This window comes from Candidatus Vondammii sp. HM_W22 (assembly GCF_022530855.2).
Taxonomy (GTDB): Bacteria; Pseudomonadota; Gammaproteobacteria; order Chromatiales; family Chromatiaceae; genus Vondammii.
On the sequence record NZ_CP099567.1, the window covers coordinates 579,446 to 594,097 of the forward strand.

General features: G+C 53.1%; 13 protein-coding genes. 7 read left to right on the forward strand and 6 right to left on the reverse strand.

The window, feature by feature from the left end; translation table 11 throughout:
• Nucleotides 1–4: 4 nt before the first annotated feature.
• Nucleotides 5–2,233: a PepSY domain-containing protein gene (locus MN084_RS03195; RefSeq protein WP_241084877.1), complete on the reverse strand. Its 2,229-nt coding sequence runs from the start codon at nt 2,231–2,233 to the stop codon at nt 5–7.
• A 162-nt stretch (nt 2,234–2,395) separates the two neighbouring features.
• On the opposite strand from MN084_RS03195, the gene MN084_RS03200 reads away from it, so the two are divergent.
• From MN084_RS03200 to lspA, 7 genes are all read left to right on the forward strand, one after another.
• Complete coding sequence (locus MN084_RS03200) at nt 2,396–2,671, forward strand: response regulator (protein ID WP_320416322.1); 276 nt, start codon at nt 2,396–2,398, stop codon at nt 2,669–2,671.
• A complete protein-coding gene (locus tag MN084_RS03205) occupies nt 2,625–3,080 on the forward strand; it encodes a response regulator transcription factor (RefSeq protein ID WP_320416321.1) in 456 nt (151 codons plus the stop codon). The genes MN084_RS03200 and MN084_RS03205 overlap by 47 nt, the downstream gene beginning before the upstream one ends.
• Nucleotides 3,077–4,381 carry an ATP-binding protein gene (locus tag MN084_RS03210; protein ID WP_241084876.1) on the forward strand — a complete coding sequence of 435 codons (1,305 nt, stop codon included), beginning with the start codon at nt 3,077–3,079 and terminating at the stop codon, nt 4,379–4,381. The genes MN084_RS03205 and MN084_RS03210 overlap by 4 nt, the downstream gene beginning before the upstream one ends.
• A 309-nt stretch (nt 4,382–4,690) precedes the next feature.
• Nucleotides 4,691–6,214 (forward strand): murein biosynthesis integral membrane protein MurJ, encoded by a 1,524-nt coding sequence (murJ, locus tag MN084_RS03215; RefSeq protein WP_241084875.1) that lies wholly within the window; start codon nt 4,691–4,693, stop codon nt 6,212–6,214.
• Nucleotides 6,215–6,406: 192 nt separating this feature from the next.
• Entirely contained in the window at nt 6,407–7,336 is a 930-nt protein-coding gene (ribF, locus tag MN084_RS03220) for a bifunctional riboflavin kinase/FAD synthetase (protein WP_241084874.1), read from the forward strand.
• Nucleotides 7,337–7,401: 65 nt separating this feature from the next.
• Nucleotides 7,402–10,230: an isoleucine--tRNA ligase gene (ileS, locus tag MN084_RS03225; RefSeq protein WP_241084873.1), complete on the forward strand. Its 2,829-nt coding sequence runs from the start codon at nt 7,402–7,404 to the stop codon at nt 10,228–10,230.
• 357 nt (nt 10,231–10,587) lie between these two features.
• Nucleotides 10,588–11,052, forward strand: coding sequence for a signal peptidase II (gene lspA / locus MN084_RS03230; RefSeq protein WP_241084872.1), 465 nt, complete (start codon nt 10,588–10,590; stop codon nt 11,050–11,052).
• A gap of 85 nt (nt 11,053–11,137) precedes the next feature.
• On the opposite strand, the gene ampD is transcribed toward lspA, so the two are convergent.
• Genes ampD through MN084_RS03255 form a run of 5 tightly spaced genes read right to left on the reverse strand, consistent with a single transcriptional unit; the run spans nt 11,138 to nt 13,971 of the window.
• A complete protein-coding gene (ampD, locus tag MN084_RS03235) occupies nt 11,138–11,692 on the reverse strand; it encodes a 1,6-anhydro-N-acetylmuramyl-L-alanine amidase AmpD (protein ID WP_241084871.1) in 555 nt (184 codons plus the stop codon).
• The gene (locus MN084_RS03240) at nt 11,689–12,054 is read right to left on the reverse strand and encodes a CBS domain-containing protein (protein ID WP_277400018.1); all 366 of its coding nucleotides are present in this window, start codon (nt 12,052–12,054) and stop codon (nt 11,689–11,691) included. The genes ampD and MN084_RS03240 overlap by 4 nt, the downstream gene beginning before the upstream one ends.
• 32 nt (nt 12,055–12,086) lie before the next feature.
• Complete coding sequence (locus MN084_RS03245) at nt 12,087–12,437, reverse strand: P-II family nitrogen regulator (RefSeq protein WP_241084869.1); 351 nt, start codon at nt 12,435–12,437, stop codon at nt 12,087–12,089.
• A 2-nt stretch (nt 12,438–12,439) separates the two neighbouring features.
• Entirely contained in the window at nt 12,440–13,240 is an 801-nt protein-coding gene (locus MN084_RS03250; RefSeq protein ID WP_241084868.1) for a DUF1538 domain-containing protein, read from the reverse strand.
• Nucleotides 13,237–13,971 (reverse strand): DUF1538 family protein, encoded by a 735-nt coding sequence (locus MN084_RS03255; RefSeq protein WP_241084867.1) that lies wholly within the window; start codon nt 13,969–13,971, stop codon nt 13,237–13,239. The genes MN084_RS03250 and MN084_RS03255 overlap by 4 nt, the downstream gene beginning before the upstream one ends.
• Nucleotides 13,972–14,652: the final 681 nt, after the last annotated feature.

The following is a 14,652-nucleotide window of genomic DNA, read 5'->3' on the forward strand; positions in this document are numbered from 1 at the left end:
TTGATTAATCGAAGAGGTCACGTCGTAATTTTCCACTGGCAGACCAGTGAATGATCAGTTGATCGATGTCGCTGGCAGAATAGTCTGTATGCAAAGAGAGTATCTCCTTCAGTGCCTGATCTATGCTCTTGCCCAGGGTTGAGCCGCGTCCGCAAATATAGAGAGCGGCATCGTCTTCAATTAACCAGCGGGTTAGCTCAGCGCCCTGCTCGTGCAGTTTGTGGTTGACGTAGCAGGGTGATACCTGATCACGCGAGAAAGCGCAGTCCAGTTTTGTGATGACCCCCATAGCGTGAAGTGACTCGATCTGATCTCCATAGAGGTAGTCGATCTCCCGCCAGCGATTGCCATAGAACAGCCACAGTGGACCTGCGTTTACGGCATGCTCACGCTCTTCAATGAAGCCAATAAAGGGCGCAATGCCGCAACCTGTGCCAAGCAGTATTAGCGGTCGGCTGTCATCTTTCGGAGCGTGGAAGCCGGGATGCTGTCGGACTCTGGCGGTGAACTCATCGCCCTCTCTTAACTGCCGGCAAAGCATGTCACTGGTAGATCCTGTTTGCTGTGTTCCCTGGTCATCACGCCACTGATGGAGGCTGATGGTGAGTCTGATGTGCCCGGGGGTGATGTATGACGAGGAACCTATGGAGTAGCAGCGCTCTTTTTCATATGCTTTGGGAGCGATTAGCAGCAAGTCTCCTGCCGTGGACTCAATCTGCGATTCAGTCTTAAGCAACAGGCTGTAGCTGGGGTGGCTTCTTCCGTACATGCCCGCGGTATCGAGACGCTGCCTCTGTTTCAGTATGACCCTGATCTCCTGCTCCTGTGGCAGGGTCACGGTATTGTCCACTTCGAGCTTGAGTGTTTCGGCAATGCTTGTCAGCCACTCATGCCAAATCCCTTCCGGTTTTCCATCAATTCGCTGCATGGGGAGAGACTCTGCTGCCCCGGATGCGAGCAGCTCTTTGCGTAGAGTTTCTGCCCCTCCGCAGAAATGCTGGTAACGGCGATCACCCAACGCTAGCAGTGAGAAACGGCTGCCGGTCAGTGAACAGCCATTCAGGCTTTTCAGAAAAACCTGGGTGCTATCCGGGATGTTGCCTTCACCCGTGGTGGAGACCAGGAGTAAATTATCGCGGTAGCGGCTCATCTCCTGGGGTAAAAGGGTTCCGATCGAAGCCAGTGCGATACGGGTGCCGCTGGCTTGTAGTGCGTTGACAGTGGCCTGAGCCAGACGGGCGGCAGTGCCGGTTTGCGAGGCGTAGGCAACCAGAATATCCGCATCACTGTTACTCATGCGCCGGGCGGATTGCCGGCTGCGGCGAAACCAGGCAATGCAGCCGGTGATGACCAGCAGGCTGAGCGCGATGGCGCCAAGCAGGTTGAGCAGTCCGCTCCAGGAACCTGCCAATGTGCCTCCATGCAGTGACTTGATGAGATTGTCCTGCGGGTTGATCGCCGTCATCGCCGTATCGGTTATTATGTACAGCTGCTCACCCTGTGGCTCTTTAGCGGCCAGTAGCACACTGCCACCACGGAACTTTCTTGCCATTGTCAGGTAGCCGGGGTTTTCTTTGCCAGAGGCTATTTGCAGTGCCTGATTGATTGACAGACTGATGCCCCGTTCACTCATTCCGGGTAGTTTCGGCATACCAACATGGAGAGTCATCAGTACGCCGGTGAACGGTAACATGACCAGTAGTGGGAGGAGTACCCAGCCGATGCCCCGATGCCAACCCGTCAAATTGTTTTTCCATCGTGGCCAGGCCAGCAGTGGTGCAACGACAACAGTGAATAGCATCAGATAAGTCGCCACTTCAACGACGATCCTCAGATCCAGCAGCAGACCTTTGTGCAGTCGCTTTGCAAAGCCGAAGATGTCACCTGTCGGCTCCTCTCTAAGTGAGGTGATTCTCTCCCCCGTTGTCAGGTCATAGTGACCTTCCGGTTCGCTGGATTGTGAACGAACCACCAGTTGCTGGCGTTCATTATCGATTTTGATCGCCGTGATCTCTCCACCCAGTGGGTCGATGGAATCGATCAGTGAAGCTACGCGGGAGAGCTCAACAGCATCCGGTTTGCTTTCGTTTGGTGATGATCGCTCCTGTTCCAGGATGGGTTTAAAAGCGAGTATGGCGCCAGAGAGCGCAATCAGCAGGAAAAGTGGCGTCAGTGCCAGGCCGATCCAGCGGTGCAGCATGATAAGCGTAGGTTTGATTTGGGCCAGGGTCATTGGTGGGACTCCCTATGAACTTTATCTGTACATAGGATAGGGTTTTCCAATATGTATGAGTGGCAACTTATGCAAGCGAGTGCAAAGAAGTGTAAAGCCAGGCTTTAGGTGCTTTTACCTTGAGGTGGCTGATGCCAGAATGGTGTCAGAGAGATTAATTCAATGAAAAAAATACTGTTAATCGACGATGATGAAGCGCTCTGTGAATTGTTGACGGAATATCTGGTCAATGAAGCATTCACTGTTGAGCACGTACATACGGGTCCTGAGGGTGTTGCCCAAGCGCTTCGTGGCGATTGGGATGCCATCATTCTTGATGTCATGTTGCCGGGGATGAATGGCGTTCGATGTGCTGAAACAGATTCAGCCATTTGTAAAAGCACCCGTGCTGATGTTGACGGCCAGGGGGGAAGATACCGATACGGTGCTCGGTCTTGAGCTGGGTGCGGATGACTATGTTGCCAAGCCCTGTAGCCCCCGGGTGCTGGTGGCCAGACTGCGTAATCTGTTGCGGCGAAAAATGAATATTCAGACCGTGCAGACCCTGAAGAGTGTCGGCGACCTAGCGTTCGACACGGCCAGTCGACGGGTGACCGTCAGGGGTGAGGCGGTGGTTTTGACCGGTGCCGAATTCAACCTGCTGATTCTGCTGCTCGAACATGCCGGAGAGCTGGTGTCGAAAGAGATCTTGGCTAAAGAGGGGCTGGGTCGAGCGCTACAGGCCTATGACCGACGTATTGAGACACATATGATACAGATACGTAAGAAACTGGGTCCCTTGCCGGATGGAACGTCCCGCATCAAAACCGTGCGAGGCTCGGGTTACCAGTATCTGGTGAGTGGATGAGTCTCTCTCTCCGCATTTTTCTCTCTTTCTGGCTCGCGATGATTTTGCTTGCCGGCTCTTTCTACCTGTTGCAACGTTTTTACGGGGGGGAGCTTGTCGAGCGCACTGAGGCAGTGATGCTTGCAAAGGCAGAAGTTGCCGCGGTGCTCTGGCATGAGGGAGGCACGCGTGCCCTCAAGCGTTGGCTGAGAAGCGATCGCGCCAACCGCCGTCTGGTTCTGGTCAATCAGGACGGTGAGTTGCAAGTTCGCAAGCCCATACCCCGGCACCTCCGAAGATGGTTGCCCCGGCCTGTTTCTGCTGGTGTGGAACGGATAAGCGAAGGACACTTGATGCTGGCCGTGGCACTGCCTGAGGTGACCCCCAGTCTGTTTCTGGTAACTGAACTCGATCCGGGAAAACTGCATGAACTGCCGATCTGGACACGATTGCTGATCGCGGCGATTATTTCCGGAATGGTCAGCCTGTTGCTTGCCAGAGTACTGACCCGGCAGATTCGGCCTTTACGGGAAGCGGCCCAGCATATGGCCCAAGGAGATCTGAGTGGCCGGGTTACCCTCTCCGGCAGAGATGAGATCAGCGCTCTGGGTCGTGACTTCAATTTGATGGCAGAGCGGCTGAATGATCTGTTGCAGAGTCAGCGGCAGTTGGTGAGTGACGTCTCCCATGAGCTTCGCTCTCCTCTTGCCCGCCTACGCGTGGCACTGGAGTTGGCAGAATGGTCAGACGATCGCAAAAAAGCATTGAGCCGCATCGAAAAAGAGGCTGACGAGCTGGAGCGGCTGATTGCTGAGCTGCTGTCGCTGGCCCGTCTGGAGTCGGGGCAGGCCGGATTGGAGCGCCATATCCTGCGACTGGATGACTTGGTCGCTAGGGTGGTGACGGATGCCGACTTTGAGGCCCAGGCCAGAGGGCGGCAGGTGGTGCTGGCGCAGAGTGAAGCGATTGAGGTCAAGGGTGATCCTGTGCTGTTGAGATCAGCTGTGGAGAATGTGGTACGAAATGCGATCCGCCATACCCCGAAAGGGAGCACGGTAAGTGTGGTGCTGACGACCCGTGGCGATCAATATGAAATTGAAGTGAGGGATTCAGGTTCAGGGGTGCCGGAAGATCAGCTGCAAACCATATTTGATCCATTTACCCGCACGACACAAGCCAGGGAGCGCGGGAGCGGTGGGGCCGGGCTGGGGTTGGCCATCGCCCGTCGGGCCATGCAGGCCCACGGTGGAGGGGGGCGGGCCAGAAATCACCCGGAAGGTGGGCTGGTCGTCACTCTCTATCTACCTCTGACTTTGGTGTAGGAAATCACAGACCCTTTCCTGACTGATTCTGCTATGTTCCTCATTGAGAAATTGAGTTTATAGGTTCTCTCATCCAGGGATAAAAGCTTATAATCCCGGTCTTATATAACTTCTCACGGCCCTCTGTGGGGTGGGATATATGGAGATGCCACCTCCAGGAGGCTCCATAGGTGCTCGCCTGCATGCTTGACGGCGGGATTTATGCCGTCGACACTTTCGCCTGTGGTATAGCCATATACTCTCGAAGCCATCTAAAAAAGATGTTCTCGGGAAGTTGTCATTAATTTTGAGGGTAGAAAACTGACTTCCATGTTCAAATCCCTAGCCAAGGTTGGCTCCAATACCATGATATCCAGGGTTCTGGGTTTTGTCCGGGATTTGGTGCTGGCCCATACCTTCGGAGCCAGTGCCGGTACCGATGCCTTTTTTGTGGCCTTCAAAATCCCCAACTTTCTACGCCGTCTGTTTGCTGAAGGGGCTTTTTCTGTTGCCTTTGTGCCAGTGCTGACTGAATATAAAGAGCGGCACAGCTTTGCCGAGTTGAAACATTTTGTAGATCATGTGGCTGGAACTTTGGGTGTGGTTCTATTGGCGGTGACCCTGATTGGCGTAGTGGGTTCGCCTCTGCTGGTCATGCTGTTTGCTCCAGGCTTTATCGGTGCAGAAGGGAAGCTTGAACTGGCGGCTGAGATGTTGCGGCTTACCTTTCCTTATCTGCTCTTTATCTCTCTGACGGCTTTTGCCGGAGGTATTCTCAATACGTTTAACCGGTTTGGTGTGCCTGCCTTTACCCCGGTTCTACTGAATGTTTCGCTAATCGGCTGTGCCCTCTGGCTCGCCCCGCTGATGGATCGCCCTATTGTTGCCATGGCCTGGGGTGTGTTTATTGCCGGGATCGTGCAGTTTCTTTTTCAATTGCCGTTTCTGCATCAGCTGAAATTGCTGCCCAGTTTCTCTTTTGCGCCAAAAGATGAGGGCGTGCGACGGATTGGCAGGCTGATGATTCCAGCCCTGTTTGGCGTTTCAGTGACTCAGTTGAATCTACTTCTGGATACTCTGATAGCCTCGTTTTTGGTGACTGGAAGTATCTCCTGGCTTTATTATTCGGACCGTTTGATGGAGTTTCCTCTGGGCGTGTTGGGGGTTGCGCTTGCCACGGTAATTCTACCCAGTCTGTCGAAAAAGCATGCGACTGAATCTCAAGAGGGGTTCTCACACACCATCGATTGGGCACTACGCTGGGCTCTGTTGCTGGGATTGCCCGCATCTGTCGGGCTTTTTCTACTGGCTGGACCAATGATCGCCACCTTGTTCCAGTCGGCGGTGTTTGATGCTGGTGATGTTGCCATGTCCCAGCGTAGCCTGATGGCCTACGCTCTGGGCTTGGTTCCCTTCATCCTGATCAAGGTACTGGCCCCCGGCTATTATGCGCGGCAGGATACCAAAACGCCGGTGAAGATTGCCATTGTTGCCATGATCTCCAATATGGTGCTGAATATCGCCTTGGTGTTCTCCCTGGCCCATGCGGGCCTTGCTCTGGCTACCACGCTCTCCGCCGCGCTCAACGCTTTTCTGCTCTATCGGGGATTGCGTGGAAGTGAGGTCTATACCCCGGAAAAAGGCTGGCGTTCACTGATTATCTGTGCTGTTTTTGCCTGTTTGATTATGGGTGGGATACTGTTCCTGGGTGCCGGAAACCTTCATAGCTGGGTGGAGATGGAGGGCTGGGCGCGGATCTGGCGGTTGCTGCTGATTATCCTGGCAGGAGGTGCCGGCTATTTTGTCACCCTGTTTATTGCCGGGATCAGGCTCCGCCATTTTCGAGGTGCCTAAGTTAGTGTCCAGCCAGAAATTCTCTGCGATCTTTGCTCCCCTTATTTTATAGTTTCTGGGTAGATGCCGGTTAGTTGCTCGCAGGCCATCAAAGAAGGAAGTAGAGAAATTCTTTCTGTTTTCACTGAAAAACAGGGATTTGAGCAAAAACTCTGCATATAATGCACCGTTTTAGATCTGAATCCGATATCAATGCAGATTATCCGCGGTCTACACAATTTGCGTGCCGAGCACCGGGGCTGTGTTGCCACCATCGGTAATTTCGATGGGGTGCATCTCGGTCATCAGGCTGTGTTCTATCATCTGCGTCAGAAAGCGGTTGAGTTTGGGGTGTCGGCAACGGTTATCACCTTCGAGCCTCAGCCACTGGAGTTTTTTGCTCCGGAGCGGGCGCCGGCAAGGCTGACGCGAATGCGGGAGAAGCTGCCGTCGCTTGAAGACGCCGGTATCGACAGGGTGGTTCTGCTGGAATTCGGCAGGAAACTGGCTGCCATGCCAGCCCGGACGTTTGTCCAGGAACTGCTGGTGGATGGTCTGGATGTGCGCTACCTGTTTGTGGGTGACGATTTCCGATTCGGCCATGGCCGGGAAGGGGATATTGAATTACTCCGGCAGATTGGCCGGGAGCATCAGTTTGATGTTGAGAATATGAATACCTTTGCTGTCGGTGAGGTGAGGGTGAGCAGTACGCGCATTCGTGAAGCTTTGGCACAGGGCGATTTGAGGCAGGCGGAACATAATCTTGGGCGTCCCTATCGTATCTGCGGGCGGGTGGTCCATGGTGATGAACGGGGGCGCACTATCGGTTTTCCTACCGCGAATGTGGACCTGCATCGAAAGGTAAGTCCGTTGCGAGGCGTGTTTGCCGTTGAGGTGTATGGGCTGGGAGATAACCCTCTGCCAGGAGTGGCCAATATTGGTGTCAGGCCAACGGTGAAGGGGGATGACCGCTATCTGCTGGAGGTGCATCTGTTTGACTTCTCGCAGATGATTTATGGAGAACATGTGCAGGTGGAGTTCCGGAAGAGGTTGCGTGATGAGAAACGCTTCGACAATTTTGACGATCTGCGTCAGCAGATCGAATTGGATGCCAGAGAAGCAAGAGATTTTTTTGATATATAGGGGGCGTTAGTGCTCCTTTGTATAATTTACTATATAAAACTTTTTGATGTAGAAGGCGACAGGCCGTGACTGATTACAAAAACACCCTCAATCTTCCTAGGACCGCTTTTCCGATGCGTGGCAATCTGTCTCAACGTGAGCCCATGATGCTCAAACGTTGGGAGGAGATGGACCTTTACAAGCGGATTCGCAAAGCTTCAGAGGGGCGTTCCAAGTTTATTCTGCATGATGGCCCTCCCTACGCAAATGGTGAGATCCATATTGGTCATGCGGTCAACAAGGTGATCAAGGATATTATTGTCAAGAGCCGCTTTTTGGACGGCTATGATGCCCCCTATGTGCCTGGTTGGGATTGCCATGGTCTGCCAATTGAACTTCAGGTCGAGAAGAAAGTAGGTAAACCCGGCGCCAAGGTGACAGCCTCTGAATTCCGGATTGCTTGCCGTAAATATGCGACCCAGCAGGTAGATAAACAGCGGATCGACTTCAAGCGGTTGGGGGTGATTGGCGATTGGGATAATCCCTACCTGACTATGGCCTACGAGACTGAGGCGAATATCATTCGTGCGCTGGGTCAGATTGTTGAGAACGGCCACGTTCACAAGGGCTCCAAGCCGGTGCACTGGTGTACCGATTGCGGCTCCGCTCTGGCTGAGGCTGAGGTGGAGTACAAAGACAAAGAGTCTTTTACCGTTGATGTTCGCTTCCAGGTGCTGGATGAGGAGACCCTGATGGCCCGCTGCCACTCCATCCCAAATGGGCATGGCGAAGGCTCGCTATCTATTGTCATCTGGACAACCACACCCTGGACTCTGCCTGCCAACCAGGCAGTGGCCTTGAGCCCCTCACTGGATTATGCGGTGGTTCAGGCTGACGGCCCAAAAGGTAAAGAGCGTCTGATGGTGGCTGAAGGCCTGCTCAAAGAGACCATGGATCGCTGGGGTATAGAGCATTATCAAGTGATTGCCTACGGCCGGGGGGATGCCTTTGAGGGGCTGAAGTTACAGCACTGTTTCTACGACCGCGAAGTGCAGGTGATCCTGGGTGAGCATGTCACCCTCGAAGCGGGTACCGGTGCAGTTCATACGGCGCCCGGCCACGGCCTGGACGATTATATTGTTGGCCAGCGTTATGGCCTGCTCGTGGATAACCCAGTGGGAGGCGATGGCCGCTTCGTCGAGGGTACGGAGTTGTTTGCCGGTGAGCATGTGTTCACGGCCAATGAAAAGGTGATTGACGTGCTCAAGGCCAAGGGCGCCCTGATTCACGAAGAGCGGCTGGCCCATAGCTATCCACACTGCTGGCGGCACAAAACCCCCATCATCTTCCGAGCCACTCCTCAGTGGTTTATCAGCATGGAGCAAGAAGGTTTGCGGAAGACGGCATTGGAGGAGATCGCCAAAGTTGAGTTTACCCCGGATTGGGGGCGAGCCAGGATCGAAGGCATGGTGGAAGGCCGACCGGATTGGTGTATCTCGCGTCAGCGTACCTGGGGTGTTCCTATTGCGCTGTTTACCCATAAAACCACGGGTGAACTGCACCCTGAAACGCCGCGTCTGATCGAGGCGGTGGCAAAACTGGTGGAGGAGAAGGGTATTGAGGCTTGGTTCTCTCTTGATCCGGAAGTGCTGCTTGGGGACGGGGCTGAAGAGTATGAAAAGGGGCAGGATACCCTGGATGTCTGGTTTGATTCCGGCGTGACCCATTTCTCCGTACTGGGGCCGCGTGAAGATCTCTATTTTCCTGCAGATCTCTATCTGGAAGGGTCTGATCAGCACCGTGGCTGGTTCCAGTCTTCACTGCTTACCTCGGTTGCCATCAACAATTGTGCTCCCTATAAAGGCGTACTGACTCACGGTTTCACCGTTGACTCCAAGGGGCATAAGATGTCGAAATCCCTGGGTAATGTGGTCAGTCCACAAAAGGTGATGAAGGTTCTGGGTGCCGATATTATCCGGCTCTGGGTGGCCGGCACCGATTACAGTGGTGAGATGAATGTCTCGGATGAGATTCTGAAACGCACCTCTGACGCCTATCGCCGTATCCGTAATACCAACCGTTTCCTACTGGCCAATCTCAACGGCTTTGATCCGGCCAAGGATTTGGTGGCAGCGGAAGATATGATTGAACTGGATCGCTGGGCGGTGGATCGTGCCCATCTGCTCCAGCAGGAGATCCAGGAGGCTTACAAGAGCTATCAGTTCCATCTGATCTACCAGAAAATCTACAATTTTTGCGGCGGTGATATGGGCAGTTTTTATCTCGATATCATCAAGGACCGGCAGTACACCACTCGGCAAGAGAGCCTGGCACACCGTTCATGCCAGACCGCCATGTATCACATCATTGAGGCGATGGCCCGTTGGCTTGCGCCGATTCTGAGTTTTACCGCTGAAGAGATCTGGCAGCGGATGCCGGGGGAGCGGGGAGAGACTATTTTTACCGAAACCTGGTACCAAGGGTTGTTTGAGCTGGATCAGGGCGACGCTTTTGATCGCACCTTCTGGGATAGCGTGCTGATGGCGCGTACTGCCGTGGGTAAACAGCTGGAGCAGCTCCGCATCGATGGTGCAATCGGTTCCTCTCTGGATGCCGAGGTCGATCTTTACTGTAGCGATGAGCTGTTGTCGCTGCTTGGAAAGCTGGGTGATGAATTGAGGTTTGTACTGATTGTCTCTTATGTCCGGGTTTACCCTCTTGCTGAAAAACCTGTCGAAGCGGTTGATACGGATGTGGCGGGACTCTCCATGACAGTGAAAGCATCTGACCATAGCAAGTGCGTTCGCTGCTGGCATCATCGTGAAGATGTGGGGAGCAATGCAGACCACCCTGAGCTTTGCAGTCGCTGCGTTGACAATGTCGATGCCTCGGGAGAGACACGAAATTTTGCATAATCGTGCAGTGAGAGCTGAGTAATTTTCATACGGAGATTCTTTAAAACAGGAACGCAGAGAGCACAGAGGAGCGCAGAGGTCTACGGTGTGTTTTGTAAGAGGGGTGCCCGTGTTGTCGTCGGTACTTCGGCGCAGAGAGTGTGAACGGTAGGACTTAAGTGGTTTCCGTCTAATTTTTGTCCGGAAATTGTGTAAAGAGACGCGAAGATCACCAAAAAGGTGAAGTACGCAAATGTTGGGCACTGAAAAACAAAGAAATTCTCTGCGATCTTTGTGCTCCTTTGTGTTCTCTGCGTTCCTTTTTTGAGAACTTTCGAACGGATTCTAACTAACTTTTAAGAATAATTGGATAAATCGATGCTTCGCTGGCTCGGGCTCTCTTTGCTTGTTATCGGTCTGGATCAGGTCAGCAAACAGCTGGCTGAGTCCAGTATGATGGTGTTCGAAAGGGTGCCTGTCATCCCTTTTCTGAACATGACTCTGGCTTATAACGAAGGGGCGGCATTCAGCTTTCTTAGCGATCAGGGTGGCTGGCAGCGCTGGCTGTTTGCCGGACTGGCCATTGTGGTGACGTTGATTTTGGTCGGCTGGCTTGGGCACCTGAAGAGTGAAAAGATACTTGCGGTCTCCCTCTCTCTGGTCATCGGTGGTGCGGTGGGTAATTTGATTGACCGGCTGCTCTATGGCCATGTTATCGATTTCATCGATCTCTATTATCAGCAGTGGCACTGGCCTGCGTTCAATATTGCAGACTCTGCAATCAGCGTCGGGGTGGTGCTGATGCTGCTGGATGCCTTTCTTGAAAAAGACGAGAGCCGGTGATATTGCCATACTCTCTACCGAAGCGACTTGTTGAGAGCTTAGGGTAGCCAGGAGTAATGCGGCAAACGGTTACCTCCCGGTGGCTCTACTGTTCTGCCTTCAGTGATGCGTAAAAGCGTGGCCAATCAAATGCCGGTCCAGGATCGGTTTTGCGGCCCGGTGCTATGTCGCTATGACCGGTGATCTGTTCCGGATTGATGGATGGAAAACGTTTCATGATCTCCAGGGTGGTCGCTGTCAGGATGCTGTACTGTGTCTCTGTGTAGGTCGTTTCATCACTTCCCTCCAACTCAATGCCGATGGAGAAATCGTTACAGCGTTCCCTGTTTTTGAATGAAGAGATGCCGGCATGCCAGGCGCGACGGTCCAGTGGGACAAATTGGAGTAACTCTCCATCACGCCTAATCAGCAGATGGGCCGAGACCTTCTGCTGATGAACCTCCCTGAAATAGGGGTGGACAGTCGGGTCCATGCGGTTGAGAAAAAGATCCTCAATCCATGGGCCGCCATACTGATCCGGTGGCAGGCTGATATTGTGGAGTACCAGTAGGTCGACTTCACACCCTTCCGGGCGACGGTCCTGATTGGGTGAGGGGCACTGCCGTGCCGAGGATAGCAGGCAGGAACCCCCTTCAGTCATTGATCCAGCAATCCCTTCATTACCATGTCGGTGAGGCTGACAATACCGAGTATTTCACCATCATGAATCACCAAAGCTCGGGAGAGGTCGAAACGGGTAAACAGTCGGGCGCAGTAGCGAATATCCATGTCGGGATCTACCGAGATAACCGGCTTTGTCATGATTTCATAGATATTGACACGACCGGGTGGACGGTCTTTTGCCAGCACCTTGCGCGCGATATCCGAAATCATGACGATACCGTACTCATCATGCTCGTTGCGTTTGTTCACAACGAGAGATTTGGTCTCCACATGGATCATTTTTTCCAATGCGGACTCAACGGTATCCATGCCGTCCACTCTGTCCAGATTTGTCTTCATAATATCCCGGACACGGATTAACTTATGATGGCTCACAACTCTTCCTCCACTACGCTGGTAAGTTCTTCGATCTGGTGTCTGACACCCACTGCATCCTCTACATCTATCTGGAAGGCGATACCGGTCCCCGGTTTTTCGTCAAACTGCCCGACCTTCGCGATCGTCTCCAGAATGACTCTGCTCAGATGTTCTTCCACCAGTAGCAGGACTACGTCACGCTGGATCTCCAGATTCAGCCCAAAGAAGGTCTTGCTCTTCTGTATTCCTTCTCCGCGGGCCTGATTGATGACAGTAGAGCCGGTGGCCCCGGCCGCTCGTGCCGCCTCAACAATATCGTTTGTTTTGTTATCTTCAATGAGTGTGATGATAAGTTTGAAATGCATGATTAATCCCCCAGATCACCTGGTTGGGTTCGTTGTGCCCGGTGGGCAAGCCATTCACTGATCTGTGCATAGCCCATGACACTTATGATGGGAAAGAGGCTGGCAAAAGCGATAAGACCGAATCCGTCCAGCATAGGATTTCGGCCAGGAATATTGCTGGCAAGTCCCAGCCCCAGCGCAGCTACCAGTGGTACCGTCACTGTAGAGGTGGCGACACCGCCGGAGTCATACGCCAGGGCGATGATGGATTTGGGGCAAAAGAGTGTCTGTACAATGACGATCACATAGCCGGTGATGATGTAGTAGTGCAGCGGTGTGCCGGTAACAATACGATAGGCGCCAATAGAGATGCCCACGGCAACACCAAGCGCCACGGCAAGTCTCAGTCCCCAGGTGCCCACTGCACCACCGGACACCTGGTTGGCCTTGATGGCGACGGCCATCACCGATGGTTCGGCGATGGCGGTGGAGAAGCCGATGGCAAAGGCGAAGATGTAGACCCACAGATAGTATTGCCAATTGCCTGATATTTCGTCAGCGGTCTGCTGAATGCCGAGAAACTCAGGAGAGGTTAGCTGCTCGGCCATCAATTTTCCGAGAGGGAACAGCGCCTGTTCGAGTCCCTGGAGGAAGAAGGCGAGACCGACCAGGACAAAGACAAAACCGCCCAAAACCTGTCCGGTGTTGTTTACTTGTTTTCTCAGGATGAGCAGCTGAAAGCCGAACAGGATGCCTGCGATGGGCAGTACATCGGTGATGGTATCTAGCAGTGTGTGGAAAAATGAGATGGCCCAGCTGATCATAAAATCATCCCGTAGGCCATAACGAAGATCATCGGCGTGAGTGAGGCGAAGGCGATCAGGCCAAAACCATCCGTCATCGGATTGCGCCCCCGGATACTGATGGCCAGCCCGACCCCAAGTGCGGTAACCAGAGGGACGGTGATAGTGGAGGTGGTAACCCCTCCAGAGTCATAGGCGATACCGATAATCTCTTCCGGGGCGAAAAAAGTCATGATGACGATGCCGATATAACCACCAGTAATCAAATATTGTATCGGCCAGCCTTTGATAATGCGCAATACACCAATGACGATGGCCAGCCCGACGGATATTGCCACGGTAAACCTAAGGCCATCGGCATAGCTCTGTTTTGCGATATCGGTGCTCTCGATCATACTCCCCGCCGCTGCAACACGAGCTGCTTCATCTGCTATGGCTATCAGAGCGGGTTCTGCCACTGTGGTGCCAAAACCGAGGGCGAATGCAAACAACAGCAGCCAGAACAGGCTGCCTTTTTTCGCAAAGTCATGGGCCATGGACTCGCCAATGGGGAATAGTCCCATTTTCAGTCCATGGACGAAGAGGGCGAGCCCAATCACCACTTGCAGCGTGCCGGAGAGCAGCCCAAGCAGGTTCGGTATCGGCCGCTGAAAAACCAGCAGCTGAAAAAATGCGATGACGCCTGCAATGGGAAGCAGATCACGGATACTGTCTAGCAGCGCTTTTCCAAGATGTTTGGATAGTGTTTTCACCGTTACACAATACACGAGCTTATTTTACAAGTTAAGGAGCCTCTGATTAATTCTGGATCGGATGGATGACGAGTTGAAATCTTCTGGATCAAGGCAAAAAATGCTGATAATAGCTGGTCTATTGCCGAGATTTTTAACCTAGAGCCGGAAGATTTCAGCCGCCAGACACCGATTCATGAATTGATCAGAGGCTTCTTAACTGTTGTCGGTGGAGAGATGTGCAGATGGCATCACTGGGCCATTTTTAGTGATAGAACCATGAGCCCAAAGATTTTCAAGTATGTCTTCGGCCTCGTGATGCATTTTGGGGCATCCTAGTTCCTACAAAACGCATTCAATCTTCGACAGCCTGTTATTGCCCCGGCCGCCCTGCGTATGTGCCACTTCGCCACACCATTGTTTTGCTCGGCGCAGACTATGCGGCATTTCCGCAAATGGCTGGACGCTGTGTTCGGAAGCCTGCCTTGCTTCCCTTTTTACGCTATCGCATGATGGGTAAGCAGTGCGGCCTCACGGTCATCGGGGTCTGCAGGCCTTCGTTTCTCTCTCCATGGCTGGCAGCGACTGATAAACGCCATATTTGGCAGAACGATGTTCCAATTATGAAGTGAACTGTGATGTGGTTCTCGGCAGGATGTCTGTGGTGCTACGAATCTAATGTAGACTGAGCCCGTGATTGTG